Raw genomic sequence first — 23,862 nt, 5'->3', positions numbered from 1 at the left:
GCCTCTCGACCGGACCGCCTTTTTGACGAGATCCTTCGCGCATGGAGTTCTTCGTCTACCACCGAGACCGGCCCGGTTCCGAGGGATTGCGGAAGGAGCTGTTGGAGGAGCACTGGTCCTACATGGACTCGTACGCGCGGGAGATGATCGCCCGTGGCCCCACCCTGTCCCGGGACGGCGGCACGCCCACCGGCAGCGTGCACATGGTCGACCTGCCGGACCCCGCCACCGCCCGCGCATTCGCCTTCGACGAGCCCGGCCACCAGGCCGGCGTCTACCGCGACGTACTGCTGCGGCGGTGGCGCAACCTGCTGGGGCGCACCATGTGGGACTTCCCCGGCGGCCGATCCGGCGGCAACCGGTACCTGGTACTCGGCCTCGGAACGGGCCGGCCCGCCGACCTCGCCGTGCCGGCCGACCGAAACGAACTGATCGCCTACGGGCCCCTGTTGTCCGACAACGGCACCACATGGCTGGGCACGGCGGCCTTGCTCCGGGCGCCGGACCCGGAGACGGCACGCGCCATCCTGACCCCGGACCGGTATGCCGCGATCGAGGTACACAACTGGCAGTTCGGCGGACGACCGACATGACGGTCGCGCGGAGGTCACGGGGCTACCCGCGACTGCCGCGACACCCAGCACCCACACCAGGCACCCGGCACCCGGCAGTCCGCTGCGCTGATCGGCAAGAACAGTCGTAGCGACGTACCGAACGATATCGTCCCAGCTCAGAAAGCCGGCCCCCTCACACGCAGGGGCCGGCCTCTCCCCCGTTCCCCGCCGACGGACACGCCCCGGAGGGTGCGGTGCGTCAGGGTCGGGGTTCGGTGGAGAAGGTACCTGCCCAGACGTGCGTGGCCGGCTCGGGTTCTCGGTGCTGAAGGAGCGCGACCGCGTCCTTGACGCGGCCGAGGTCGATCAGGTGGATTGCGAGAGCGTCGCGGTTGGCAGGGGCGTGGTGTGCAAGGACGGCAAGGGCCTCCTCGGCCCGACCTGATGCGACGAGGAGGTCCCTCGCTCGTGCCCCTGATGCCCCTCGACGCCGGTCAGCCGGTGGACGGCCCCTGCCGCGAGTGTCCACGGCTCCAGGACATCCGGCACGCCATCCCGGAGACGACCGCAGGCCAAGCGCCGGCCTGCGCAAGCACTCACGCGGCCACGACCACCCGGCCATGCTTTCCTCTGCCTCGCCCACCACCACACCACTACCACCACCACCGCCGCAGCCCTCGTCATCCGGCTCCGCACACGGTCTCCCGGACACGTCATAGGCTCTACCCGTGTCCAACCATCAGGATCCTTTTGCCGCCTGCCATCTCGCCCTTCTGCCGTGGGCGGAGGCTTCCCCGCAGAGTCTTCACCGTGCGGTGAGGGTTGCCGTGGAACGTTCGCTTGTGGTGATGTGGGGCCACCTGGACCCGGGGAGACCGGCGACCGACGCCGACGTTCATGCGATCGTCGGCGCCCGTGACGCCTACACCCAGGGGTGGTTCGACGCAGTGATCCGCCCTGCTCACCGCAGTTCCCCCGACGACCGGGGGTGGCCGTCCCCGCTGGGCACATGGCTGAACTCATCGAGCAGCCACGGCAGGGACAGGGGCAGGGGCAGGGGCAGGGCCTTCCGAAACACCATCGCCGAGAACCTCGACTTCTTCGCCAGATTCGAGTTCGAGTCCACGTTGGACCTGGTGAGGTACGCCGAGCACGCTGCCCGAACGACGACGGGAACAGCACGACAGCGGGCCGCCGAGGCCACTGAGGGGGCCCTGCGGTGGGCGTGGGCCCGGCGCGCCGACAGACTCGGCTGGGATGACGCCGAGTGGTACCAGTACATCGAGGTGAACGAGCTGATCGGCTGGACGACGGCAGCCCTGCGGCTCCCCGGGGTGAGGCCGTCACAGGCTGCCGACCGGGTGGAGCAGATCGCCGAGCAGGAGTGGGACGGCTGGTCACCGTGGACGTCGAATGAACTGCCGGCAGCGTTCCTCACCCAGGCGGCACAAGCCGTGGCGGACTGTGTGATGGCAAGCGAGGCCACGACTTCCCAGACACCCCCGACTTCCTCCACACCCCCGGCGCAGCCGCCCTCGTCATCCGGCTCCGCACATCATCCGGTGGCGCGTCGGCGCTGAGTCGGTGCCGAACACCGGTGTTCACGCATCAAGGTTCGGAGGTTGACCGGCGCCCGGTCCGTGACCCCTCGGGCGACGATGGACAACCGAGGTCACCGGCGTTCCCGCCCTACCCAAGCGCTGTCGTCGAGGGGCACGGTGCGCTCGCCCAGGAGGCGCGGACCCCTCTCGTCGAAGATCCATTCCGTCCGCTCGCCCTGGTGGACAAGCAACCGCGTTCGCAGAGCCGCCAGTCGGGAGGTGGCGACCACACCCCGAGCAACTCCGCGGAGAGGCTCCGTGCCCGTGGCATCCCACACGGACACGGAGCCTCCGCGAGAGAAAGTCGTTTGGCGGACCACCGCGACCACTGCTACGTTCCCGGAGGCCGTGCGAGAGAACGAGGAGGTGGTACCCGTGAACGCAGTATCGACATGGGTGCTCTCCTCCGAGGCCACGGTCGGGCGATAGGTCGTCCGGGAGCGCCGTTCCAGTGCACTCCCGAAAGGCACGACCATGCATGTCATTTCCGAGCAACGCCTCGACGACGGCGTCCTCGAACGCGAATTCAGCCTCGGCGAGATCCCCGGCATCCTGTGGACACCCGCATCGGCATCCGCATCCGCACCGACGCCGCTGATCCTGCTCGGCCACCCTCCCCTCGGGCTGCGGAAGATGTACCCCCGACTGGTGGCGCGGGCCCGGCACTCCGCGGCGGAGGGCTTCGCCACGGCCACCATCGAACTCCCCGGAAGCGGCGACCGGCCCCGCCGGCCCGCCACCGAGCGAGCCCGTGCCGACATGCGCCGGGCGATCGAGGCCGGCGAGCCCGTCAGCCCCGAGATCGTCGACGCCCTCGTCCTCCCACTGGTCGACGAAGCGGTCCCGGAATGGCAGGCGGCTCTGGACGCCTGCTTTTCGCTGCCCGAGATCGGCGGCCCGGTCGGCTACTCGGGGGGATTGATGTCCATCGGCATCCGGCTGGCTGTGGTCGAGCCTCGCATCTCTGCCGCTGTTCTGTTCGCCGGGAGCCTTGTGCCTCGCTCCATGTTCGAAGAAGCCCGGCAGGTCACCATTCCCCTCCACGTCCTGTTGCAGTGGGACGACGAAGGGAACGACCGGCAGGCGGCCCTGGACCTGTTCGACGCCTTCGGCTCCACGGAGAAGTCCCTGCACGCCAACCTCGGCGGGCACACCGGCGTCCCGCAGTTCGCGGGGGACGCCGCGACCCTGTTCTTCACCCGACATCTGAAGTGAGGCCGGGCCGTCAGACCGGCAGCAGAAGGTAGCTGATGTCGGCCGGCATACCGCTCGTCGAGGACAGGTCCCGGCCCTCAGCGGCTCTCCCCACCACGGGCCCCTGCCGAACTCCCGGCAGGGGCCCGCACCACCTGAAGTCCGGCAAGCCGAGCAGGGAAGACCCGGGGCCGACGTCGCCCTCCTCATGCCACCGCCCAAGACCGCCTGCCAAGACCGCCTGCCCCGTCCCCAGGGACCGCCGTCGCACCTCAGCACGACGCGCACCGATATCGGAGGGGAGAGTCGGCGGCGGCTCTTCCGGGAGCGGATCGTCCCCCGACTACTGAAGAGACGCGCACGTGGTTCACACCACGAGCAGGCGGAGGCCGAGATCTGCCGCATCGAGGTCGGCGAGGTCGCTGTTGCGCTCGGCCCACCGGCCGGAGTCGAGGTCATCGCTGAGGCTTCGTACCGCCCGCTGCTCGGCCTCCGGGCCAACCCTCGTCCACACCGACATCGCACGGCGCACATGATCCTCCAAATACGCCCCCGGTCGGCGCCAGTACGCCTCGAACAGGCCGTCGACGCAGTCCCACGGAACGGGCACCGGCTCAGCGCGGGCGCCGATCGCGTCGGCCATCCCGGCAAGCGAGGGAAACTCCGCGAGGAGGGCGCCGAACTCGGGCAGGTAGTCGCGGGTAAGCCAGAACCGGTCCTGCCATCCGGGCTCGTCGGTGTCGAAGGTGAGCACCACGACGCGGCGGGCCACCCGCCGCATCTCGCGCAACCCCGCCATCGGGTCACCCCAGTGGTGAACGGTGGAAACGGCCATCGCGACGTCGAAGGACTGGTCCTCGAAAGGCAGGCTCTCCGCTGCGGCGGCCACGCACGGCGCCGAGCCGGCAGGCCGCTGCGCCAGCATGACCGCCGATGGCTCCACCGCGGTCACGTCACGATCAGCAGGCTCGTAGGAGCCGGTGCCGGCCCCGACGTTCAGCACCGTCTGCGCGTCCCCGAGCGCATCCCAGATCTGCGCGGCGATCCGCGGCTCGGTGCGCCGTGTCGCGGTGTAAGCGCCGCCGATCGCGTCGTACAGCCGTGCCCCCAGCATCTTCAGTTGCTCCTCCGGTGTCACCGTCAGTCCCTTCGCCCGTGCCCCGAGTTCCCTGTCGATGGCCGCCACCATGGCGTCGGCGCGATCACGCCGCTCCAGCAGCAGGCCGCGGAGTCGGCGCAGGTGCGCGACCGCGTCGATGGACGAGTCGCCCACCAGTTCCGCGACTTCCCGCAGCCCGAAGCCCAACCGCCGGTAGGCCAGCACCTCCCGCAACCGTTCCACGTCGTCCGCCGAATAGGCCCGGTACCCGGCCAGGGTCCGTGCCGACGGACACACGAGCCCGATGCCGTCGTAGTGGTGCAGCGTGCGGACGCTCACGCCGGCCAGCTCGGCCACACGTCCCACGGTCCAGTGATCTTCCACGTCACCGATCATGCAGCCTGACGCCACGTGAGGGTCAAGAGCAGCGTCGCCTGCTGCGACGGCGGGCTCTCTCAGATGTACTGCGCCACCGACAACCGAAGCGCAATGGATCGCTCGCGTCACGTGAACCGGTCGTGGGGCGTGCTGGGACACAGTCCCGTGGGAGGCGCGACCGGTGGGGCGTGTGGGGGCCGTGGGGTGCTTCCTCGACTCGATGGCAATTACCTCGGGGGTAATCGCACCGCCCGACCGCTCTCGGCTACGTTCGCGGTCGTCGCTCACACCCCCCGCACGAAAGGAAACCGTGGTGTCCGCTTACGGCTTCGCTCATCTCCGCAGCCGCCGCAATCACTCGGACGTCATCGAGTACCTGGAGCGCATCCAGGACACCCTCGACCCCTACACCGGCCGCTTCGTCATCCACGGTCCGCCGGCCGAAGTCGTGGAGGGGACGTGGCCCGGCAGCATGGTGCTGATCGAGTTCCCCAGCCTGGCCGATGCCCGTGCCTGGTACGACTCTCCCGCCTATCGGGCCATCCTGCACTTGCGTACCGACCACATCGAAGGCGACCTCCTGCTGATCGAAGGTGTCGGGCCGGACTACCACCCGGCCGAACGAGCTCGCAAGCTGCAAACGGAAGCCGGCCGAGCGAGCCAGGCGAACACGTAGTCCAGCGGTCGCGGAACCAGTGCCGGTCGAGGAATCAGGGCCGGTCGCGGAACCAGTGCCGATCTGGGTGCGGGCGACAGTGCAGCGTCGTGGCAGAGACGTTGCGCCGGCTACAGGAACTGTTCCTGCACGGTGCGCTGGTAGCGCGCTTCGGACACTGATACTCCGTCATAGTCGTCCGCCTGGACCACACCATCGGCGACATAGCCGGCTCGCTCGTAGAAACGACGTGCTCGGGTGTTCTCTTCGATGACCCACAACCGCATCCGGTCGAAACCGCGGGCAAGTGCGTGGGCATGCACGGCTTCGAGCAGTGTGCGGCCGATTCCGGACCCGATGAGTGAGGGCTGAACGTACAGAGCGTAGAGCTCACCCGTGGCCGCAGATGTTCCGGCGCCGCGAAAGGACCCGAGGCAAGCCCAACCCACGACCCGTCCAAGGGTGTCGACCGCCACCAGGTCGATCGTGTCCGCCTCCGGCTCCTTGAAGTGCTGCCGACGCCGCCGCGTATCCGCTTCGACCGTCATCCCATCGAGGTGGGATCGGGGAACGATCCCGGCATACGCGGCTTTCCAGCCCGTCACTCGTATCGCCGATACGGCCGGGACATCGGCTTCACCCATGGCTCGTACAGTCAACATCTCGACACCGTAGGAGATCCGCCACCACCACCGCATGGGAATTGTCGGCCGTCAACAGGGCAGACCACACAGGGAACTCGTGCCACGATCTTGCCGATACGGGTACAGGGGCCACTTCATCTGAGCGTCCGACTCCCCGCGATACTCGGAGGATGGATACCTACGAGGGCCGTACGAGACTTAAAAGGTAAACCAATCGCTCGACGAGCCGGGGAAGGTTCGACGTACGGGTCACGGCCCGCGCCACCGACGGTGGCCGGCCGTGCGAAGCGACCTCGACGGCCCCCATTCGGCGGACCATCAGGAGGTCTTCGACGGCTTGATGCAGGCCGATCCCGTCTTCACCCTGTGCTTCGACGAGGGGAGCGGGATCCTGGTCGGCGTTGCCGTGGCAGGGGACGGTGGCCGTCTCGCCCTCCCCGTCTGTGAGCCCGCGGAATCCGGCAGCCCATGGATCTCACACCGGGTGGCCTCAGTGTGAAGCGAAGGCTGCCGACTGTCGGGCGGGCCGCGGATGGCCGATCTCGGAGATGTCCCGGATCAGGTGCGCCGGGGTGACCGCCGGGGTGACCGCCGCGTTCAGCGACGATACGAGGTCGCCCGGGACACCATGTACAGGAAGATCGTCCACATGGCGGCCGGTCAGGGACAGCACGAGGGCTGGGGCTTCGGGATGGCGGTACGCACCCACCGTGGCGACTACGCGCCCCTCGGCCAGTTCGACTGGGACGGCGGCACCGGCACCACCGCCTACGCCGACCCGCACCACCGACTCACCGGAATCCTGCTCACCCAGGTCGGAATGTCCACCCCGGACTCGGCTCGGCTCATCCACGACTTCTGGACCACCCTCTACCAGGCCACCTGCGGCTGACGACGAACTCGCCGAGCACCGGACACGCTGGTCGGACCGCGACAGGCCCGTCGCGGTTCCGGCGCGCTCAAGAGAGCGCCACGCCGAGTGGACCAGTCATACGTGTGGCCCAAGCCTTCTAGAATCAGCGCTACTTGTTGTCATCGTGTGCGGGGGATGCTTGTGACGGGGCTGCCGTTCGATCGGGCCGGGCGGTTCTGGCGCGGCAATCTGCACACGCATTCGGACGAGTCCGACGGGGCGTTGTCGCCGGCGGAGGTCGCGCGTCGCTATCAGGATGCCGGTTATGACTTTCTGGCCGTCACCGATCATTTCCGGGCCGAGTACGGGTTCCCGCTGACGGACACCCGGGCGCTGCGTACGCCCGGGTTCACCACGCTGTTGGGTGCGGAGTTGCATGCCCCGCGTACGGAGGCGGGGCCGAAGTGGCACATCGTCGCCGTGGGGCTGCCCCTCGGTTTCGCGCCTCCGGGGCCGGAGGAGAGCGGGCCGGAGTTGGCGCGACGGGCGCGGGCGGCGGGTGCGTTCGTCGGCATGGCACACCCGGCGGCCTCGCTGCTCACGATCGACGATGCCGAGTCCCTGGACGCGGCGCACGCGGTCGAGGTCTACAACGCGCTCGCCGATCGCGAGCACCGCGGCGACAGTTGGCATCTGACGGACGTGCTCCTCAACCGCGGGCACCGGCTGAACGCCTACGCCGCCGATGACGCGCACTTCCAGCCGCAGGATCCGCCCGGGTGCGTGGCCTGGGTCCAGGTACGCGCCGAATCCCTCGACCCCGACGCGCTCCTCGCCGCCCTCAAGGCCGGTCACTACTACTCCAGCACCGGCCCCGCCCTGCACGACGTCCGACTCGACGACGACCGGATCACGGTGCGCTGCTCGCCCGCCCGCAAGATCCTCCTCACCGGGGGCGCCCCTGGCCTACAGGTGATGGAGGGCGAAGGGCTCACCGAAGGCTCCCTGCCCGTCGCGATGTTCGACCAGGGGTACTGCCGGATCACCGTCGAGGACGCCGACGGAGGCCGGGCCTGGAGCAACCCGATCCACCTGGGGCGATGACCACCGTCACGAGCCTGCTGACGACTGCCTCGGGCGGCGGGCCGGGGACGCGATCCGCCAGACCGAACAGTTCAACGACCCGAACGAGATCCGGCGGGGAAGACTGCCGCATGTGCGCATGACTCGCGACGCCGTGTGAGCGACGACCTCAGTCGAACCGCGTGGGGCCGGATCACCTGAGGCGAGGCCGGTTCGGCGGAGGCGTGACCGAGCCGTCGAAGTCGATCGCATGGCCGGCGACGTCGAACACCTCGTCGAGTGCGTGGAGTTCGTCGGCGGCCTCGGTCTGGCGGGGGTTGTTCAGCCGAACGAGGGCGTCGTGGGCGGTGGTGAGGGTCATGTGGGCTTCGTGGTGGCGGGTGAGGCGGTGCAGGACGATGCCGAGGTCGAGGCGTGCCGGTTCGCTCCAGGCGGGCATCCGGGCCGCCTCGAAGTGGGTGAGCGCGTAGCGCAGGGGGTCTTCCGCTTCGTTCCATCGGTGCAGGGACGCAAGGTCGTTGCCGATGTGTTGGCGGGTCACTGCCAGGTAGAGGCCGATCAGTTCCGGTGGCTTTCCGGGGATGCCGGCGCGGCATATGGCTTCGCTGCGTCGGTGAATGGTCAAGGCCTCCCGCGCTCGACCGACCTGCCGCATGTGTTGGCCGAGGGTGTTGAGGACCGTCAGTTCGGCAAGGCGGCTTGGTGCGCCGGTCTGTTTGTTGAGGTGGTGCGCGGCTTCCTGGAGTCGGGTGATGGACTCTTCGGTCCGTCCGAGCCGGTGGAGTGCTCCGGCCGCGTAACCCAGGGCCCAGCCGACCTGGAGCTGGTCACCGCTCTCTCGCGCCGCGGCCAGCGCGTCCTGCGCGGTGGTCAGGGCGGAGGTGTGGTCGTACAGGCACATGTTGTAGGCCCAGGCCAGGTAGTTGAGGTGGACTGCCTCGTCGCGTCTACTGCCCAGGCAGCGCGCGGAGTTGACGGCCCATTGGAAGACCTGGGCCCACAGTTCCCAGTGCGGGGTGCGGTCGGAGAACCAGTGCATCGCTTCGGCGGTGTCGATGACCTGCCGGTGCAGGCCGCGGGCTTGGGCGTGGTCCAGGGCCGTGAGCCACTGGGCGCGCTCGGCCTCCAGCCAGATCCGGGCCTGCTCTTGGTCGGCGGGCGCGGTGGCGGGGTCCGGGTCGCAGGCGGGGGTGGTGTCGGGGTGGGGTTCGGTGTCGAAGAGCCGCGCGGCGGCGGTCGCCCGGTGCAGAGTCCACAGGTCGACCCGGTTCTCGGCGGCGGTGATGTGCGCGGGCCCGTCCTCTTCGGCCAGTCGTTCGGCGGCGAAGAGTCGTAGGAGGTCGTGGAAGCGGTAGCGGTCGGCGGTGGGGTGCGGCTGGAGCAGTCCGGCGTCGGCGAGGTCCTCAGCGCATCCGGTGGCCTGGCGCAGGGGTAAGTCGGCGAGGAGGGCGGCGCTCCGGCAGCTGAAGTCGGGGCCGGCGGCGAGTGAGGTGCGGCGGAAGAGGGTGCGGGCGGGTGGGGAGAGTTGCCGGTAGGACAGGGAGAAGGCAGCCCGGACCTGCAGTGAGCCGGCTTGCAGGGTGTCCAGGCGCGTGGTGTCTTCGGCGAGTTGGGTGACGAGTTTGCCGAGGTGTTCGCGGGGTCGGGAGGCCAGGCGTTGTGCGGCGATGCGGACGGCCAGGGGCAGGCGCCCGCACAGGTCGGCGAGGTCGCGGGCGGCCTGACTCTCCCGCTGGATGCGCTCGGGGCCGATGACGCGGGTGAGGAGTTCGACCGCTTCCTCGCGTCGCAGCAGGGCGAGTTCGGGGCGGTGGACCGATTCGAGGCCGGCCAGGGTGTTGCGGCTGGTGATGAGTGTGAGCGAGGGGCTGTGGCCCGGCAGCAGGGGGCGTACCTGGGCCTCGTCGGCGGCGTTGTCCAGGAGGAGCAGTACGCGGCGGTCGCGCAGTACGGAGCGCAGCAGCCCGCTGCGGTCGTCGGTGGTGGTGGGGAGGGCGCCCTCGGCGACGCCGAGGGCGCGCAGCAGGCGGGCAAGTGCGTCGCGCGGTGGGGTGGGTTGCACGTCCATGCCGCGCAGGTCGATGGCGTACTGGCCGTGCGGAAAGCGGGGGGCGAGGCAGTGGGCGGCGTGGATGGCGAAGGCGGTCTTGCCCAGGCCTGGCTGTCCGCAGACGACGGCGACGGGTGGGTGGCCGGGGTCGAGGTCTTCGGCCAGGGCCCGGAGCCGGTGCAGGGCGGCGCCGCGAGCGGTGAAGTCGCCGAGATCGCGCGGCAGTCCAAGGTTGTGCTGCGGGGCGGGCCGCGTCACCGGCGGGCTCACCGGCCGGTTGACGGACCTGACCGCGGGGCGGGATCGGCCTGATTCCGCTGCGCGTTCCAGTTCCCGAACCTCGGTGGCGTCCAGTCCCAGGGCGGCGGCCAGGGCCTGCACGGTGCGGCGCTGTGGGCCCCGGGAGCGTCCGCGTTCCATGTCCGACAGGGCCCGTACGCTCACGCCCGCGGCGTGTGCCAGTTCCTCCTGGCTGAGCCTCGCGCCCGTCCGCAGGGCATACAGGCGCGCGGCGAACCCTCCGTTGCTCACAGTCGAATCCCTTGGTCGCCATGGCGCCCCGAGCCGACGGGACCTCCGGCAGAAGTATGCCAAGTCGCTACTTCTGCCGGTATGACTTCCTGGCCCACTCCCTGTTCGCCGGGTTGGCTGGGCACCTCGCCCGCTGAACCCTCGCCCGCAGAACCCTGGGCTGCGGAACCTTGAGCCGCGAGACCTTGAGCGAGACCTTGCCCCGAGGCGCTCAGGTCCCGCCGGCGGGCGTCAGGCAGGATCCGAGAGAACGACATGGGAGATCAGATTTCATGATTCCAGCCTTCCGCACCCGAAGTCGCACCGGCAGTCACGCGAAGCGCATCATGACTGCCATTCTCTGCCTCGTGGCCGCAATTTCATTCACGCAGGTGAAGTTCTCCGCGCCTGCCCGAGCGGCCACCAGCGACTACTGGTCCGTGGTGAGATGGGACATCACCGGTCTCGGCGACGGAATGGACAGGAACGCCGAACGAAATTACCGGTCGATGATACGTCAGGTAAGGGAACTTTCCGGCAGCGCGATCGGCGCCAATGGGCTGATGCGAACGACGGAACAAACCGAACGATACATCGAGGTTCAGGTCGTCGACTTCAACGACCGGGAGAACAACCACCGCATATCCCTGTACCTGCGCCTGGACAATCTCTATCTCGACGGCTTCACCATCGTGGGGCACAACTATCTTTTCCAGGACGCTCCGGCGGTCCTTACGACACGCTTCTCCAATCACTACCCCGGCGTCAATCACCTGTTCCAGCGGATGCCGTACAGGTCGACGTACGGCGCCCTCGCCAACGCCGAGGACCGCGGAAACCAGCACTACAACGGAAGGTCCCTGGGCGCTCAGATCATAGCCCTCCAAGGATTCACCCCGCAGAACTGGAACAACCGCCGGCAGGCACTCGCCACGATCATCGGCGCAACGGCCGAAGCTGCCCGATTCGGCTGGATCGAGAACAGGATCGGCCTGGGGATCGGCCAGAACGGGCAGGTGGAAGACGGTCGTCTACTTGATCACCTCGGCCCGTTCGGTGCCGAACTGGAAAACAACTGGGAGGACCTCTCCGAACTCGTCCGCAGGCAGCAGGACGGGCGGGGAGTCATGCGTCCGATCAACATCGACGGCCGCACTTACCACAACATTCGCGAGATTCAGTTCGGAGTGGGCGGGGGAACACCCGCAATCGGCGCGCTCCTCACGCACGGCAGCGCCCGCTGAAAGAAGCCCGGCGGGCCCTGCGGATGCTCGGCGAATGGGCTCCGCGTGCTCCCCGGAGGGGCCGGACCGTGAATCGGTCCGGCCCCTCCGGGGCTTGCCGTCGTCCTCGGCCAAGCCGAGTCCCGGAGGTGAGGACGCGAACGGTCCGCCCCTCGCCACCGCTCCGGGCGCACTCGTCGGCACGTGTGATCGGCGGGCGCCGGCGCGACGGCGGGGCCCCACCGCATCCCACTGCGCATCGGCACCCTCGACGGGATCGGGCGCCCCGCCACCGCCGCCTTGTTCCTTCACGACACCGAGCGCATCAACAACCGTCGTTTCAGCACGCCCGTATAGCCGTCGATGACAAAACCGGCCGCAAATCGCCCGGACGGGCGGGTCACGATGTTAAGTACATCCCTACGACGAAAGGATCACGCCATGGCAATGCCCGTCCTGACCCCGGCCCAGAGGGCCGAAGCCCGCAGAAAAGCCGCTGCCGTCCGCAAGGAACGCGGCGAACTGATGGCCGCGCTGAAAACCGGAAGCCTGCCCCTGGCCGCCTTGCTGGAGCGCGACGATGCCGTGGTCGGCAGGATCCGGCTGCGCCGCCTCGTCGAATCACTGCCCGGCATAGGCTCCGTGCGCGCCGAACGACTCCTCGCCACACTCGACATCTCCGAAACCCGCCGCATCCAGGGACTCGGCCCCCACCAACGCGCCCGACTCCTCGCGCTCTCCCCCACCAGGTCTGTCAGCCGGTCGGGCTCCGTCTCGTTGGCCGGCGTCGGCTCCAGATGAGCATTCCGGTACGGCGGAGTGCGGCCTCCCCGGTGATGGCGAGCCGGCCCGCTCGGCAGGCGGGGCCGCACTCCACTTGAGGGGGTTGGTGCGCCGTTCGACGACGTTCCGCCGCTCGCGGCCCGGCCAACCCCTCAAAGAGGTACGCGCCGGCCGGGATCGGGAACGCCCACCCCACGCCAGAGCCCGCTGGGGGCGCTCGCCGGCGACGGCACCCCCCACTGCTCCCCGCTGGCCGGCGCGGCGTACTGCTCCTCGGCCCACAGCGTGGCGAGGGGCCCGTCCCGCAGCGTGGCGAGGGGCCCTTCCCCCGGCGTGGCGAGGAGCCCTTCCCGCGCGGCGAGCCGTCCCTCGTGCCCGGCGGCTGACGCACTCTCCGGAAAGCCGTTCCGCGACATCTGATGACCGGGCCCGCCCACGACGGCCATGCGGCTGCCTCCTTCGTTCAGAGGGGAGTCGGCGTGGTACTTCCGGTGGTGTCGGGGACGACGCCGGTGGCGCCCGCGGCGACGGGCGGGCCCGAGCCGGCGGCGGGCGAGTACGAGGATGGTGAGTGTGGTGGCGGCGCCGGCGACGGGGAGCGCGGCGAGCACGTGGACCCGTGCGGCGAGGGCTGCGGCGAACGCGGTTCCGGCGGCCTGGCCGGTGCCGACCGACAGGATCAGCCAGGCGTACGCCTCGGTGGTGCGGGAGGCCGGGGCGAGGGAGTCCACGGTGTGGAAGCCGTTGGTGATGATCAGGGTGAAGAACAGCCCGGGGATCGCCGTGAGGGCGATGGCTGTGCGGGGGCCTGGCTGGGCCAGCAGGGGCAACCACCCGAGAAGGAACAGGGTGCTGGTGATGACGAGTTGGGTGGTGGTCGTGCCGGTCTGCGCCCGGCGGGCGTAGATCAGGCTGCCCAGCAGACTGCCGGTGGAGAACGCGGCGGGGATCACTCCGGAGAGCATGGCCGGCCCGTGGGTCGCGGCCAGGCCCGCGGCCCACACGTTCATCGCTCCGAACGCGAACCCCGTTCCCGCCAGTGCGGTGAACAGCAGGATCAGGCCGGTGCTCATCAGCCGCCCGCTTCCGGCCGCCCCGTCGGCGGCGGGACGCCAACTCTGCGACGGCGCGGCGGTCAAGACGACCGCCGTGCCTGCGAGTCCGAGGGCGGCGGTCGCCATCAGGGCGGTGTCGGGCCCGTGCGCGGTGGCGAGCCACGAGGCGAGCAGAGGGCCGGCAATGTGGAGGAGCCCCTGCGAGCCGGTGTCGAGGGCTTGGACGACACGGCGCCGCCCGGGGTCGGGCAGGACCGTCGGCCAAAGTGCCCGCAGTCCCGCCTCCAGGGGTGGTGTGACCAGACCCGCGAACCCCACCACCGCGGTGACCAACACCGGGTTCCCGTCCACCCCGAGCAAGGGGAGCGCGGCCAGGCAGCCGGCGTTCAGCAGCACCGCCGGCGCCGATACGCGGGTCTGGCCGTAACGGTCCATCAGCTTGCCCTTGACCGGCTGGGACAGCCCGGACGCCAACCCGTACAGGGCGGCGAGCAGTCCGGCGAAGGCAAGTGACCCTTCGCCACCGGTGATCCACAGAACGAGTCCCACGGGAACCATGCTGTTGGGCAGGCGCCCGGTCAGGGTGCCGCCGAGCAGGCGGACAACGTGGCGGCTGCCCAACACGGCGCCGTACGTGGCGGGCCGCAGGGCGGCGGGCGGGTGATCGGCCAGGGTCAACAGGGTCGGGCTTTCCGTCAGAGGGCGTGCGAGGCGGGAGGTGGAGCCGGACGGGGCACTGTCTGCGGTACGAGGACGCGGTGGTGGCCGCAGACTCCCGACAACCGGCTTGGTACCGAGCCCTGTTGGGCGGGGCACGGGCAGAGAGGGGTCGGGTGCGGGCTGTGGTGTGGTGGTGCAGTGTGGGGGTGCGGTGGGGTGTGGTGGTGTGGGGTGTGGTGGTGTGGGGTGTGGTGGCAGGAGCGAGGGGGGGTGCTTCCTCCGGTTGCCCGCCGATCTGTGCGAGGTCTTGGATCCGGTGGCTGACGTGTGACGAGAGCGTCCGCAGACGCACGGCGATCTCGCGGCGGGCCCGGGTGTTCAGCGTGCTTGCCCAGGTGGTGGTGCAGATACCGAGGGACCCGGAGCGGGAGCGTAACCCGGAGCCGACCGGCCGCAGCAGAACTTGTGATCTTCCGACAAGACCTCGGGCTCAGCCGCTGTCGCGGACACGAACGCGACCGACCTCCCTCCTGCGAATGAGGGGGGAGGCCGGTCGTGTTGGTGTCGCGGGGAGGGTGTTGTTCGTGGTGTCAGAGGCCGTTGACTCGGGCCATGCGGCCGGCGCCCAGTGGGGGGCGGAAGTCGGCGGTGACGACGCGGGCTCTGCGGGTCACTCGGGAGTGTTGGCGCCTGACCTGGGCCATGAGGCGCCGGCTGCGCAGGGCCATTTCGAGTTCGAAGCGGGTGCGGGGGTCGCGGAGGCCGGGGCCGAAGAGCTTCTCGAGTTGGCGCATGCGGTAGCGGACGGTCTGGGGGTGCACGCTGAGGGCTTTCGCGGCTTCGGGGGCGCCGCCTCCTTCCAGCCAGGCGAGGAGTGTGACTTCGAGTCGTTCGCTCTGGCGGGGTGTGAGGTCGGCGAGGGGGCGCAGCCAGCGGGCGGCGAGTGCGTGGGCCAGGGGTTCGTCCTGGAGGAGCATGAGGGTGGAGAGGTGGTCGTCGACGAAGACGGCGCGTGCTTCGGGGCCGGAGCGGGTGGGGGTGAGGTTGAGCAGGCGTACGGCCCAGCGGAGGGAGGAGGCGGTGTCGCGGGGTGGGACGGGGTGTCCGACGGCGGCGAATCGGCCGCGCAGGGAGCTTTCCAGTGTGGTGCGGGCGTCCGGGTCGGGGGCGGGGACCAGGAGGCAGGGTTGGCCGTTGACGAGTCCGGCCAGGGCGTCGTCGAGGACGGCCGCGAGTTGCTGGGTTTCGCCGGGGGAGACCAGGGCGATGGCCCGGACGGAGGAGGGGAGGGGCCAGCGGGCGGCGCCGGCCAGTTCGGCCAGGGCTATTTCGGACATGGGCATGTCAGACGTGAGAACGGCGAAGAGCTCTCGCCGAGCACGTTCGGGCCCCGTACGTTCGGGCCCCGTACGTTCGACCCCTGGACCGGATCCTTGCGAAGGAACGGCCTTGAGGGTGGGCAACGAGCCGCCGGCATGAGCGTCCTGTCGCCGCGCCACTTCCTCGTCCTGTGGCGCGGTCGAGGTCTCGGGGTAGCCGAGGGCGGCGAGAAGCGCCGACTCCACGCGCTGCCTCACGACTTCGTCGCCGATGCCCTCGATGCGACCGGAGAGACCGGGGACGCCGTCCCGCAGCTCTTCCACGATCCCCGCGGCCAGCGCGGGTAGTTCCTTTCGCAGGACCCGGGTCCATTCCCGGCGCGGTCGGGACCAGATGCGGTTCAGAAGTTCACACATTGTTACCTCGTTCCCAAGGCGCAGGCCCTGCCCCCGCATGGGGAGCCGAGTGCCTCGTACTCCCTTCAGGAGAACGCCGATCGCTCACCATCCCGCGACATTGCCTGGATTTTACCTTCAGCGAGGTGTGGGCGCCGCGCAGGCCGGTTCTTGCCGGGGCTCCGACGCATCGCCCAGGGCGCGCAGCGTGCCCCGGGCCGCCTCGCTGGTGCTCGTGGTAGACGGGCCAGGCGGGCCCAGACCCCCGCGTCCAGTGGTACGACCGCTGCCGCGCCGGACGACCGTTCACGCCGCCCGGTCGATGGCGTCCGCCGGTCCTCGGAGTGGGTGAAACCGTGCTCGGGCGGTGCGACCGATGAGCGCGGGATGCCGTCTCATCGGGTGACAGTCCGTACCCAGGGGGAATGATGAATCATCGCTCAGGCCATGTGCTCGGCATGACCGTCGCCGTGTTGGTCGGCTTGGCCGGTTGTGGAGGCGGTGAGCCGCTCGACGGCCCCGCGGTCGAGTCCCGCTCGTCCGCCGTACCCGAGCACGTTGCCGCCTATCGTGCCGGATACGGCGTGGGCAAGGCCGTCTACGACTCCTCGGGCAAAGGGGCGGCCGTGCGCGAGACGGTGTGGGGCGGCTGTACCCGCCGGGCCCTGGAGGCCGGAAGCGCTGCCGAGGCGGATCGTGGTTCCTGGGTGCGCGGCTGCCTCAACGGCGTCGCGAACTCCCCCGAGCAGTTACCCACCGGCCCCGTGACGAAGCGGACCACGAACGGGGAGATGCTGGAGCGGTTCCGCGCTTGGGCTCGCACCAAGGGCGAGGCGCAGGAAGTGGACCACGTCCGCACGCTGGTCACGGCTCAACTGACCGAACGGGACTATGACATCGAGTTGAGCACGGACTACTCGGCAGGGTCTTCCGGAAAGCCCGCGGCTGAATCGCTCGCCCGGCGTTTCGTCGAGTGGTGGGACGGCGATCATGGCGTGGCCGGTACCGCCAGGAACGTTCTGGTCCTTGAGGCAGACGGGAAAAGGCTGACCGCGCAACGCATCTGAGGAGCTTCAACGGCCACGGCGGAGGCCACGTGGGTCCGCCACGAAGGGTGCGCCGGGCGCCGAGGTCCCTCGGCGCCCGGCGCCCGTATCCGGGAGGCGCCCGACACCTCCCGGTCATCGAGGCGGCGTTACCGCCTCTCGGCGGGTGGCCGTCGCACCTCGAAGTGGAAGCACCCGTACTCCAGTGCCCTGACGTGTACGAGCACGACGTCCGGATCGTGGAAGGCGTCATCGAAGGCCGTATCGAATCCGGTCGTGGCATCGACCGGGATCTCCAGCAGGCGGCCTCCCGCGATGTGACCGCGGGAGTCGTAGCGGCGCACGGTACGCAGGGCGCCCGGCCGGTCGAAGGGGTAGGTCTCGCCGGGGGTGAACCCTCCGCAGTCGTCGGCGTGGATGAAGACGGGCCCCTGTTCGTCGTACGCGCCCGGGTCCGCCCCGCCGGCGGCGGCCCAGCGACGCAACGGAGCGTACGAGACCAGAGCGATCCGCTCGCCGAGGGTGATGGGGCGCAGACAGCAACGCAGGGGGGAGCCCGCGTCTTCGTGGGTTGCGAGGTACGGGGCGCAGGGGCGGACCGCGTCGTCGGCAACCCGCAGTTGCTCCAGAACTGCCGCGTCAACGGGGAGCACGGTGTACTTGGTCATGTGCTCAGGCTGGCTCGACGCAGGCGTGATCGCCGGCAGGAAACGGACGTCGCATTGTCGACCGAGGCAGGCGTTCCGGGGACCGGCGGAACCCGCCGCGTCATCGTCACGTTCCACGACCGACCCCGGACGCGTCGACCCCGGACGCGTCGTCCCCGGACGCGTCGACCTCACCGCGTACGAGCTCGATCCGCGGCGGAGACGACCTCTGCGTCAGCACGGCCGGCGAGCACCGCCAAGACACGCACATGGCCTCGCGGAATCCTCGCGATTCCGACCGGTCCGCAGAACCGACAAACGATGTCGACGCTTATATGCCGACCGGTGTCACCCGGATGGCACGCACCCAGACCAACATCGAGAGCGTTTATTGAATATGACAACAGCAAAGCTAGCCGTCTCCCTCCGTACGGCTGCGGAGGGAGACGGACAGGGAGGCAGCTCTCGGTCCGGGGCCGCCCGGTTCGGGAAGTGGATGTTCACTCCGCCCTCAACCGACTGCGGCGAGACCCGGAACGCGACGCTGGGAATCGGCGGTCTGGAAATCGATCTTCGCTATTCCTCCTCGATCTTCGAGGACTTCCTCCATACGATGAGCGTGATCCAGGCCGAGTTCGGCAGGCGATCGGGTGCGACGGCACCAGCCGCGACCGCGATCGTCGAATGCTCGGGTGGCAGCTTCCGTGTATGAGCCCTACGGATACCCGGACCTCCAAGGATTCCCCTCCCACCCGGAAACCTCCGCGTTCTGGGGCCGGCCGGAGCACCAGCAGCACCCCTCCCCCGGACAACCGCTCGACGCGCCAGGAGAGACTCAACCGGCGTGGGATCCGACGACGGAACTCGCCCACCTTCTCCAAGAGAGCGCCGCACTGGGACAGTCGGATCCCTTCACCCGCATCGCTTTCGGTGACATCGGTGACAACGGCGACACGGTCGGCGCCGTCAGGTACGTCGCAGGGCCGCAGCACACACCGGCCGAGCGTCCCTCCACACCCCCGGCCGGCGGGCACCGCCGAAACCACTCGAAGTCGCCGGTGATGACCCTGTTGCAGACGGGGAGTCTGTTCACCGCCGTGCTGGTCGCCGCCATCGCCACCGTGGTGAGCATCCTCAGTGGACTGGCCATCTGTGACGCCCTGCGTCACAGCGCCGCACCCCAGACAGCCCGTGAAGTCGTTCACTGGTGGCCCCTGTTGATCTACGGCCCCTGGATGGTCGCCTCCCTGTCCATCCTCAGATCCGCACTCCACCAGCGCCGCGCACTCCACTCCTGGTCCATCGTCCTGCTGTTCTCCACCCTGGCCACACTCCTGTGCGTCGCCCAGGCACCCAGAACCATCGCCGCCGGAGCGGCATCCGCCCTCCCCGCCGTCGCCGCGCTGGCCTGCTTCCAACAACTGGTCCGTCAGATCACCCTCACACGACCACCCCGCCAGGCCACCCCACGACACCGAAACCCCTCCGCCTCCGTACCCGCCCAACCCAAGCAGACGACCACGACCGCCGGCCGCAGCTCGGGCAGAGTGACTCCCGACTACCACACGGCAGACGACAGGGCCGTCCACCTGCCTCCCCGCAATCACGGATTCGGGTAGGACGCAGGGGGGTCGCACACGGAACGGCGGTGGAGCACCGTTGCATCGGATGCATCGGATGCAACGGAGTCGGATGCGTCGGAACGACGATCGGTGTCAGGCCGGTGGGGCGAGGGCGGCCACCCTCGCGTTCTCCGATTCCTTGCCCGGCAAGCGTCAGTGAGGTCCGGACGGAGGGCTGGACCCCGGTGCCTGCCGTCGGTGGCGTCCGGCGGGTTCGCGGGCATGCCATTGACTCCTTGGCCAACCAGGTCCTTCCCGCACGTCGAAGGGATGCTCGCTGCTCGCCTGCATCCTTGAAACGAAGATCGAAACCGATGGTCACGGGCCGTGTGCAGACCGAGCCCCGCGGTCTCCCCTTCGTCGCGGGCGGTCATGGAACCGCCGGCCATCGATCCGGCCCGGACCACCGCCGCACTCGCATGCGCATCCCGCGTTCGCATCCCGCACCCGTGGCGGCGTCCGGACGGGCGCGTCGGCCGCGGCGGTCACGGCGGGCGTTGCAGAACTCGCCGGACCGAATGCCCAACACGCTCCGGCTCCCCCATACCCGCGCCTACCACGAGAGGTCAGCACCATGGTGTACGAGATGACCCACGCCGAACGAATCCGGTACAAGCGGGGTCAGGACGCCGCCCATCAGGCAGGCGAAGACGCCGTCACCAGCCTCCAGGCGGCTCTCGCGCTCGCAGACATGACCCTTCCCTCCCTGAGCAACCATGGGCCGGTGGCCGGTCAAGGCTTCGTACGGCTCGGAGGATGCAACGCGGCCTTCGCCAACCGACTCGCCGAAGTCATCGCCGCGGGCGCCGACGCTTTGCAGCACCAACGGTGACCTCGGTCATCGAGCCGCCCCCGGACCTGTACAGGCACCCCGACCGCCCCGACGGGACGGCCCCGCCGGCGCCCATGGACACCCGCCGGTGACAACGCCGTGAGGCCGACCTCCGGTCCAGGCCCCGACCGGGCATGACGGCGGGGCCCACCCCTGGTGAAGGGATGAGCCCCGCATGCCTCGCGTCAGCACGGCGAAGTCAATACGCCGCGGTCGGTACGCGGTAGCCGCTACCAGCGGTACCAGCGACCGCTGCCCCCCTTGGGACGGGCAACGAAACCGACCAGCCACAGCACCAACACCGCAATCGCGACCCACCAAAGGATCTTCACCGCGAAACCGGCACCGAAAAGGATCAAAGCGAGCAGAAGAACAAGAAGCAGGGGAACCATGATTATCAACCTCCGAAGCGTCTAATGCCCTGGCAATCCCCGCGCATGCATTCTTATTTAGGCGTTTCTTATCTGCCCAGGCGGGCACCCGTACAGCCCTTCCGTCGTCTCCCCGATTCCCCTGTGACAACCCTTCGGCGCATCGGAAACAGACCAGGGGCGACGCCCGTCAGGTGAAGGAAGGGGTCAAGAACGCCTTCAAGCGACGAGCGCTCAGCTTCAGCATGGGAACCGGCGCTGCGGACATCCTCAGAGCCGGCCCCCACGCATGTCCGCTCGAAGGACGGCCGGTTCAGGCGGCGAGCCGGGAGGGGGTGTCTGTCGCAGTTGCGCCCGGCCGAAGAGGAGGGCGTAGCCGTCGGGCAGGCGGCGGCCGCGCGGACGAAGCGCTCGGGTGAGAGCGGTTCGGCGGCCTGGAGGGGGTTGAGGAGGATCAGTGCATGGGTCTCGGGGAGCCGGGGTGCGGGGGTGGAGTGCGGGTGCGGAGGACGGGTGCCGGAGGGGGATCGGTTTCCCCGTCCTCCGCCGCCGGGCACGGTCCGGATCAGCCTGAGATCTGCTTCCGGTCGTCGGTGCCGCCGATGCTGATCTTCCTCGGCTTGGCGCGTTCGGCGATCGGGATCCGCAGGGTCAGGACACCCGCGTCGTAGTCGGCCTGGATCCGCTCGGTGTCGAGGGTGTCGGCCAGCACGATCTGGCGGGAGAAGACACCGAGGGGCCGCTCGGAGAGCTCCATCTGCACGGTGTCCGTCTTCGCGACCGGGCGGCGCTCGGCCTTCACCCGCAGCATGTTCCGCTCGACGTCGATGTCGACCGCCTCCGGATTCACGCCCGGGAGGTCGAAGGCGATCACGTACTCGTCGCCCTCACGGTAGGCATCCATCGGCATGACAGACGGCTTCGACCAGGTCCCCGACGTACCCGACAACTGCTGGACGATCCGGTCCATCTCGCGGAACGGGTCAGTGCGCATCAACATCGCGAAACACCTCCACTTGGCTTCCACTTGGCTCAGGCAGGAACTGCCAATGCGCTTCAACGTGCCTCCGTTGTAACATGTCATCGACACGATGACAAGTGCGACGTCATCCATTGGATGACGAACGTGAGGAGTGCCATGACCGAGCCCGCCCACTCGACCGAACCGATCCCCTTCGTCGCCGCGACCACGGCGTTGGAAGCCATCGACCAGACCCTGCGAGGCACGCGGCGGCAAACGACGGAAGCGCGGGCGGCAGGCCCGGCACCCTTGTCGGACGCGGCACCCTCGCCGGACCCGGCACCCTCGTCCGAACCGGATCCCTCGTCGGATCCGGATCCCCGCCCGGCTCTGGCCGCGTTGCTGATGCTGCGCGAGATCCGAGAGCAACTCGCCGGCTGGGAGAGCGGCCTGATCGAAACCGCCCGTGATCAGGGTGCGAGCTGGGCCGATCTCGCCGGGCCGCTCGGGGTCGCGAGCCGCCAGGCAGCCGAACGCCGCTACCTGCGCCTTCGCCCGGGCGCCGCCGGCAGCACGGGAGAGCAGCGTGTCCAGGCCACCCGCGACTCACGCGCCGCCGATCGGACCGTGACCTCCTGGGCCCGCGACAACGCCGCCGACCTGCGCCGTCTCGCAGGTCAGATCAGCGCCCTCACCGGCCTCCCGGCCGCCGCCGGGATCGCCGTGGGGGACCTGAACCAGGCCCTCGCCGAGAACGACGCCGCCCACCTCGTCCAACCCCTGGCCGACGCCCGGGCCCATCTGCGCCCCGAGGACTCCGACCTCGCCGACCGCATCGACGCCATGACCCGGCACACCGGCCGACTCCGGCAGGACAGTCACGACCAGCGCAACACCTGACCCGCGGCAGCAGGCCGCGCGTCCTCGCGCGACGCGTGCCGGGCACGCCCCCGGTGTGTCGCCTCCCCCACCGGTCCTCTCTCGAAGAAATGATCCCGACCATGACGAACTTCCTCGCTGTGGAGCGCGCCCTGCGCACGGCCGCGCCCCACGACCTCCTCCGGTCGATCCGCGCCGCCCTGACCGAGCACTACCACGCGATCGAGGTCGACCTCCTCCTGGCCGATTACAGCCTCACCGTGCTCCAGCCGGTGACCGCACTGCCCCACACCACGGATCCCCTGCCCGTGCAGTCCAGCCCGGAGGGCCGGGCATTCGGCAGCCAGGAACCCTACGAGCAGTCCACGGCCCAGGACGGGGCCGTGGCCCTGCACCTCCCGGTGACCGTCCGCGGCGACCGGCTGGGGATCCTCACCGTGCGGATGCCCGAGGAGGCGTGCACTGCGGAGACCGTCGGTGAACTGACCGACCTGGCGGAACTCCTGGGGCACGAGATCGTCGTGGCCGAGCGCGACACCGACCTCTACCTCCGGGCACGACGGGCCAGCCGTCTCACCCTGGCGGCCGAGATGCAGTGGCAATTGCTGCCCGCGCGGGCGTGCGCCCGCCCGGAGTACGCCATCGGGGCCCAACTGGAGCCCGCCTACGACATCCACGGCGACAACTTCGACTGGTCCACCACCGCCGACACCCTCACCCTGACCGTCACCAACGGGATGGGCGAGGGAATCCAGGCCTCTCTCCTGACCAACCTCGCGATCAACGCGTTGCGCAACGCCAGGCGGGCGGGCGTGGACATCGCCGATCAGGCGGCGCTCGCCGACCAGGCGGTCTACGGGCAGTACCGCGGGAACCAGTACGTGTCGACGCTCCTGCTGTCCTTCGAGCTGTCCACCGGTCGGGGCAAGGTCGTGGACGCCGGCTCTCCACAGCTGTGGCGCTACAGAGACAGATCCGTCGAACGCATCGAGTTCGACGCGCAGCTCCCCCTCGGAATGATCGAGGAATCCGACTACGTCACCCAGGACTTCCAGGCCCTGCCCGGAGACCGTCTGATCTTCGCCAGCGACGGTGTGTACGCGGCCTCCCGCGAAGGCGGGGAACCGTACAGCGAACGCGCCCTGGCCCGGGCGATCCACGCCACCAGCCTGCTGCACGCCGCGGCCGTGCCCCGCGCGATCCTCCAGGAACTGGCCGCGTACCGCGACGCCGACCCCGACGACGACGCCCTCGTCCTGTGTATGGACTGGTTCGGCCGACCGGCCGAGGCCTGACCCCACCCGCGCGCCTCGATCGGAACGCCTGTTCGTCACTCGGTCGAGGAGGAGGTTCGGGAAGGATCGAGCGTTCGGTACCGTGATCACATGGACGCATGGAGTGACCATGCGCGTCGTCGGCCCCTCCGGAGTTCCGGTGGGGAGGAATG

The 23,862-nt window shown here is 69.5% G+C and carries 23 protein-coding genes and 2 pseudogenes; 16 read left to right on the top strand and 9 right to left on the bottom strand.

Annotated elements, in window-relative coordinates:
* Positions 1 to 41 precede the first annotated feature (41 nt).
* The 4 genes from ACQEVM_RS36090 to ACQEVM_RS36075 all read left to right on the top strand — a co-directional run bounded on the left by ACQEVM_RS36090 (position 42) and on the right by ACQEVM_RS36075 (position 3,370).
* A complete protein-coding gene (locus ACQEVM_RS36090; protein WP_433086511.1) occupies positions 42 to 593 on the top strand; it encodes a YciI family protein in 552 nt (183 codons plus the stop codon).
* Between the two features lie 259 nt (positions 594 to 852).
* The gene (locus ACQEVM_RS36085; protein WP_433086509.1) at positions 853 to 999 is read left to right on the top strand and encodes a hypothetical protein; all 147 of its coding nucleotides are present in this window, start codon (positions 853 to 855) and stop codon (positions 997 to 999) included.
* A 382-nt stretch (positions 1,000 to 1,381) separates the two neighbouring features.
* Positions 1,382 to 2,134, top strand: coding sequence for a hypothetical protein (locus ACQEVM_RS36080; RefSeq protein WP_433086507.1), 753 nt, complete (start codon positions 1,382 to 1,384; stop codon positions 2,132 to 2,134).
* A 495-nt stretch (positions 2,135 to 2,629) separates the two neighbouring features.
* Positions 2,630 to 3,370: a dienelactone hydrolase family protein gene (locus tag ACQEVM_RS36075; RefSeq protein WP_433086505.1), complete on the top strand. Its 741-nt coding sequence runs from the start codon at positions 2,630 to 2,632 to the stop codon at positions 3,368 to 3,370.
* A 346-nt stretch (positions 3,371 to 3,716) separates the two neighbouring features.
* Here the strand turns inward: ACQEVM_RS36075 and ACQEVM_RS36070 are convergent, their stop codons facing one another.
* Positions 3,717 to 4,844 (bottom strand): MerR family transcriptional regulator, encoded by a 1,128-nt coding sequence (locus tag ACQEVM_RS36070; RefSeq protein WP_433086503.1) that lies wholly within the window; start codon positions 4,842 to 4,844, stop codon positions 3,717 to 3,719.
* Positions 4,845 to 5,139: 295 nt separating this feature from the next.
* Between ACQEVM_RS36070 and ACQEVM_RS36065 the strand changes: the two genes are divergently transcribed.
* Positions 5,140 to 5,502 carry a DUF1330 domain-containing protein gene (locus ACQEVM_RS36065; RefSeq protein ID WP_433086501.1) on the top strand — a complete coding sequence of 121 codons (363 nt, stop codon included), beginning with the start codon at positions 5,140 to 5,142 and terminating at the stop codon, positions 5,500 to 5,502.
* A gap of 110 nt (positions 5,503 to 5,612) precedes the next feature.
* Here ACQEVM_RS36065 and ACQEVM_RS36060 read toward each other — a convergent pair whose 3' ends face one another.
* Entirely contained in the window at positions 5,613 to 6,125 is a 513-nt protein-coding gene (locus ACQEVM_RS36060) for an N-acetyltransferase family protein (RefSeq protein WP_433086499.1), read from the bottom strand.
* A gap of 643 nt (positions 6,126 to 6,768) precedes the next feature.
* On the opposite strand from ACQEVM_RS36060, the pseudogene ACQEVM_RS36055 reads away from it, so the two are divergent.
* Both ACQEVM_RS36055 and ACQEVM_RS36050 read left to right on the top strand, forming a co-directional pair.
* Positions 6,769 to 7,017, top strand: a pseudogene (locus ACQEVM_RS36055) (serine hydrolase); the annotation flags it as partial.
* Positions 7,018 to 7,173: 156 nt separating this feature from the next.
* A complete protein-coding gene (locus ACQEVM_RS36050) occupies positions 7,174 to 8,082 on the top strand; it encodes a CehA/McbA family metallohydrolase (RefSeq protein ID WP_433086497.1) in 909 nt (302 codons plus the stop codon).
* 172 nt (positions 8,083 to 8,254) lie between these two features.
* Here ACQEVM_RS36050 and ACQEVM_RS36045 read toward each other — a convergent pair whose 3' ends face one another.
* Entirely contained in the window at positions 8,255 to 10,642 is a 2,388-nt protein-coding gene (locus tag ACQEVM_RS36045; protein WP_433086495.1) for a helix-turn-helix domain-containing protein, read from the bottom strand.
* 326 nt (positions 10,643 to 10,968) lie between these two features.
* On the opposite strand from ACQEVM_RS36045, the gene ACQEVM_RS36040 reads away from it, so the two are divergent.
* Positions 10,969 to 11,865: a ribosome-inactivating family protein gene (locus ACQEVM_RS36040; RefSeq protein WP_433086493.1), complete on the top strand. Its 897-nt coding sequence runs from the start codon at positions 10,969 to 10,971 to the stop codon at positions 11,863 to 11,865.
* Between the two features lie 420 nt (positions 11,866 to 12,285).
* A complete protein-coding gene (mihF, locus tag ACQEVM_RS36035) occupies positions 12,286 to 12,645 on the top strand; it encodes an integration host factor, actinobacterial type (protein ID WP_433086491.1) in 360 nt (119 codons plus the stop codon).
* A gap of 134 nt (positions 12,646 to 12,779) precedes the next feature.
* On the opposite strand, the gene ACQEVM_RS36030 is transcribed toward mihF, so the two are convergent.
* Positions 12,780 to 14,360, bottom strand: coding sequence for an MFS transporter (locus tag ACQEVM_RS36030; protein ID WP_433086489.1), 1,581 nt, complete (start codon positions 14,358 to 14,360; stop codon positions 12,780 to 12,782).
* 572 nt (positions 14,361 to 14,932) lie between these two features.
* Complete coding sequence (locus tag ACQEVM_RS36025; RefSeq protein WP_433086487.1) at positions 14,933 to 15,679, bottom strand: PucR family transcriptional regulator; 747 nt, start codon at positions 15,677 to 15,679, stop codon at positions 14,933 to 14,935.
* A 138-nt stretch (positions 15,680 to 15,817) separates the two neighbouring features.
* Between ACQEVM_RS36025 and ACQEVM_RS36020 the strand changes: the two genes are divergently transcribed.
* A complete protein-coding gene (locus tag ACQEVM_RS36020; protein WP_433086485.1) occupies positions 15,818 to 16,009 on the top strand; it encodes a hypothetical protein in 192 nt (63 codons plus the stop codon).
* A gap of 506 nt (positions 16,010 to 16,515) precedes the next feature.
* A complete protein-coding gene (locus ACQEVM_RS36015; RefSeq protein WP_433086483.1) occupies positions 16,516 to 17,124 on the top strand; it encodes a hypothetical protein in 609 nt (202 codons plus the stop codon).
* A gap of 128 nt (positions 17,125 to 17,252) precedes the next feature.
* Here the strand turns inward: ACQEVM_RS36015 and ACQEVM_RS36010 are convergent, their stop codons facing one another.
* Positions 17,253 to 17,771: a DUF1203 domain-containing protein gene (locus tag ACQEVM_RS36010; protein WP_433086481.1), complete on the bottom strand. Its 519-nt coding sequence runs from the start codon at positions 17,769 to 17,771 to the stop codon at positions 17,253 to 17,255.
* A gap of 475 nt (positions 17,772 to 18,246) precedes the next feature.
* On the opposite strand from ACQEVM_RS36010, the gene ACQEVM_RS36005 reads away from it, so the two are divergent.
* The 3 genes from ACQEVM_RS36005 to ACQEVM_RS35995 all read left to right on the top strand — a co-directional run bounded on the left by ACQEVM_RS36005 (position 18,247) and on the right by ACQEVM_RS35995 (position 20,204).
* The gene (locus ACQEVM_RS36005; RefSeq protein ID WP_433086479.1) at positions 18,247 to 18,462 is read left to right on the top strand and encodes a hypothetical protein; all 216 of its coding nucleotides are present in this window, start codon (positions 18,247 to 18,249) and stop codon (positions 18,460 to 18,462) included.
* Entirely contained in the window at positions 18,443 to 19,369 is a 927-nt protein-coding gene (locus ACQEVM_RS36000) for a hypothetical protein (RefSeq protein WP_433086477.1), read from the top strand. Before ACQEVM_RS36005 ends, ACQEVM_RS36000 begins: the two co-directional genes overlap by 20 nt.
* A 577-nt stretch (positions 19,370 to 19,946) precedes the next feature.
* The gene (locus ACQEVM_RS35995; protein WP_053678860.1) at positions 19,947 to 20,204 is read left to right on the top strand and encodes a hypothetical protein; all 258 of its coding nucleotides are present in this window, start codon (positions 19,947 to 19,949) and stop codon (positions 20,202 to 20,204) included.
* Between the two features lie 230 nt (positions 20,205 to 20,434).
* On the opposite strand, the gene ACQEVM_RS35990 is transcribed toward ACQEVM_RS35995, so the two are convergent.
* From ACQEVM_RS35990 to ACQEVM_RS35980, 3 genes and pseudogenes are all read right to left on the bottom strand, one after another.
* Positions 20,435 to 20,596 (bottom strand): hypothetical protein, encoded by a 162-nt coding sequence (locus ACQEVM_RS35990; RefSeq protein WP_053676175.1) that lies wholly within the window; start codon positions 20,594 to 20,596, stop codon positions 20,435 to 20,437.
* 365 nt (positions 20,597 to 20,961) lie between these two features.
* Positions 20,962 to 21,060 (bottom strand): annotated as a pseudogene (locus tag ACQEVM_RS35985) (DUF2267 domain-containing protein); the annotation flags it as partial.
* Between the two features lie 80 nt (positions 21,061 to 21,140).
* Positions 21,141 to 21,575 (bottom strand): Hsp20/alpha crystallin family protein, encoded by a 435-nt coding sequence (locus tag ACQEVM_RS35980; protein WP_433086475.1) that lies wholly within the window; start codon positions 21,573 to 21,575, stop codon positions 21,141 to 21,143.
* 138 nt (positions 21,576 to 21,713) lie between these two features.
* Here ACQEVM_RS35980 and ACQEVM_RS35975 point away from each other — a divergent pair, with 138 nt between their 5' ends.
* Together ACQEVM_RS35975 and ACQEVM_RS35970 are read left to right on the top strand one after the other, a co-directional pair.
* Positions 21,714 to 22,436, top strand: a complete 723-nt coding sequence (locus tag ACQEVM_RS35975) for an HSP18 transcriptional regulator (RefSeq protein WP_433086473.1) — start codon at positions 21,714 to 21,716, stop codon at positions 22,434 to 22,436.
* A gap of 101 nt (positions 22,437 to 22,537) precedes the next feature.
* Positions 22,538 to 23,710 (top strand): PP2C family protein-serine/threonine phosphatase, encoded by a 1,173-nt coding sequence (locus tag ACQEVM_RS35970; protein ID WP_433086471.1) that lies wholly within the window; start codon positions 22,538 to 22,540, stop codon positions 23,708 to 23,710.
* Positions 23,711 to 23,862 lie beyond the last annotated feature (152 nt).

The organism is Streptomyces sp. CA-243310 (assembly GCF_050936775.1).
Lineage (GTDB): Bacteria > Actinomycetota > Actinomycetes > Streptomycetales > Streptomycetaceae > Streptomyces.
This window is presented reverse-complemented; position numbering and strand designations above follow the sequence as displayed.

Bases quoted from the DNA above. Each gene is read 5' to 3' on its own strand.
- ACQEVM_RS36005 (WP_433086479.1), top strand. From the start codon at position 18,247: ATGTTCACTCCGCCCTCAACCGACTGCGGCGAGACCCGGAACGCGACG.
- ACQEVM_RS36060 (WP_433086499.1), bottom strand. From the start codon at position 6,125: ATGGGTGAAGCCGATGTCCCGGCCGTATCGGCGATACGAGTGACGGGC.
- ACQEVM_RS35980 (WP_433086475.1), bottom strand. From the start codon at position 21,575: ATGTTGATGCGCACTGACCCGTTCCGCGAGATGGACCGGATCGTCCAG.
- ACQEVM_RS36050 (WP_433086497.1), top strand. From the start codon at position 7,174: ATGCTTGTGACGGGGCTGCCGTTCGATCGGGCCGGGCGGTTCTGGCGC.
- ACQEVM_RS35990 (WP_053676175.1), bottom strand. From the start codon at position 20,596: ATGGTTCCCCTGCTTCTTGTTCTTCTGCTCGCTTTGATCCTTTTCGGT.
- ACQEVM_RS36070 (WP_433086503.1), bottom strand. From the start codon at position 4,844: ATGATCGGTGACGTGGAAGATCACTGGACCGTGGGACGTGTGGCCGAG.
- ACQEVM_RS36090 (WP_433086511.1), top strand. From the start codon at position 42: ATGGAGTTCTTCGTCTACCACCGAGACCGGCCCGGTTCCGAGGGATTG.
- ACQEVM_RS36075 (WP_433086505.1), top strand. From the start codon at position 2,630: ATGCATGTCATTTCCGAGCAACGCCTCGACGACGGCGTCCTCGAACGC.
- ACQEVM_RS36015 (WP_433086483.1), top strand. From the start codon at position 16,516: ATGACCGTCGCCGTGTTGGTCGGCTTGGCCGGTTGTGGAGGCGGTGAG.
- mihF (WP_433086491.1), top strand. From the start codon at position 12,286: ATGGCAATGCCCGTCCTGACCCCGGCCCAGAGGGCCGAAGCCCGCAGA.
- ACQEVM_RS35975 (WP_433086473.1), top strand. From the start codon at position 21,714: ATGACCGAGCCCGCCCACTCGACCGAACCGATCCCCTTCGTCGCCGCG.
- ACQEVM_RS35970 (WP_433086471.1), top strand. From the start codon at position 22,538: ATGACGAACTTCCTCGCTGTGGAGCGCGCCCTGCGCACGGCCGCGCCC.
- ACQEVM_RS36010 (WP_433086481.1), bottom strand. From the start codon at position 17,771: ATGACCAAGTACACCGTGCTCCCCGTTGACGCGGCAGTTCTGGAGCAA.
- ACQEVM_RS35995 (WP_053678860.1), top strand. From the start codon at position 19,947: ATGGTGTACGAGATGACCCACGCCGAACGAATCCGGTACAAGCGGGGT.
- ACQEVM_RS36025 (WP_433086487.1), bottom strand. From the start codon at position 15,679: ATGTCCGAAATAGCCCTGGCCGAACTGGCCGGCGCCGCCCGCTGGCCC.
- ACQEVM_RS36040 (WP_433086493.1), top strand. From the start codon at position 10,969: ATGACTGCCATTCTCTGCCTCGTGGCCGCAATTTCATTCACGCAGGTG.
- ACQEVM_RS36020 (WP_433086485.1), top strand. From the start codon at position 15,818: ATGAGCGTCCTGTCGCCGCGCCACTTCCTCGTCCTGTGGCGCGGTCGA.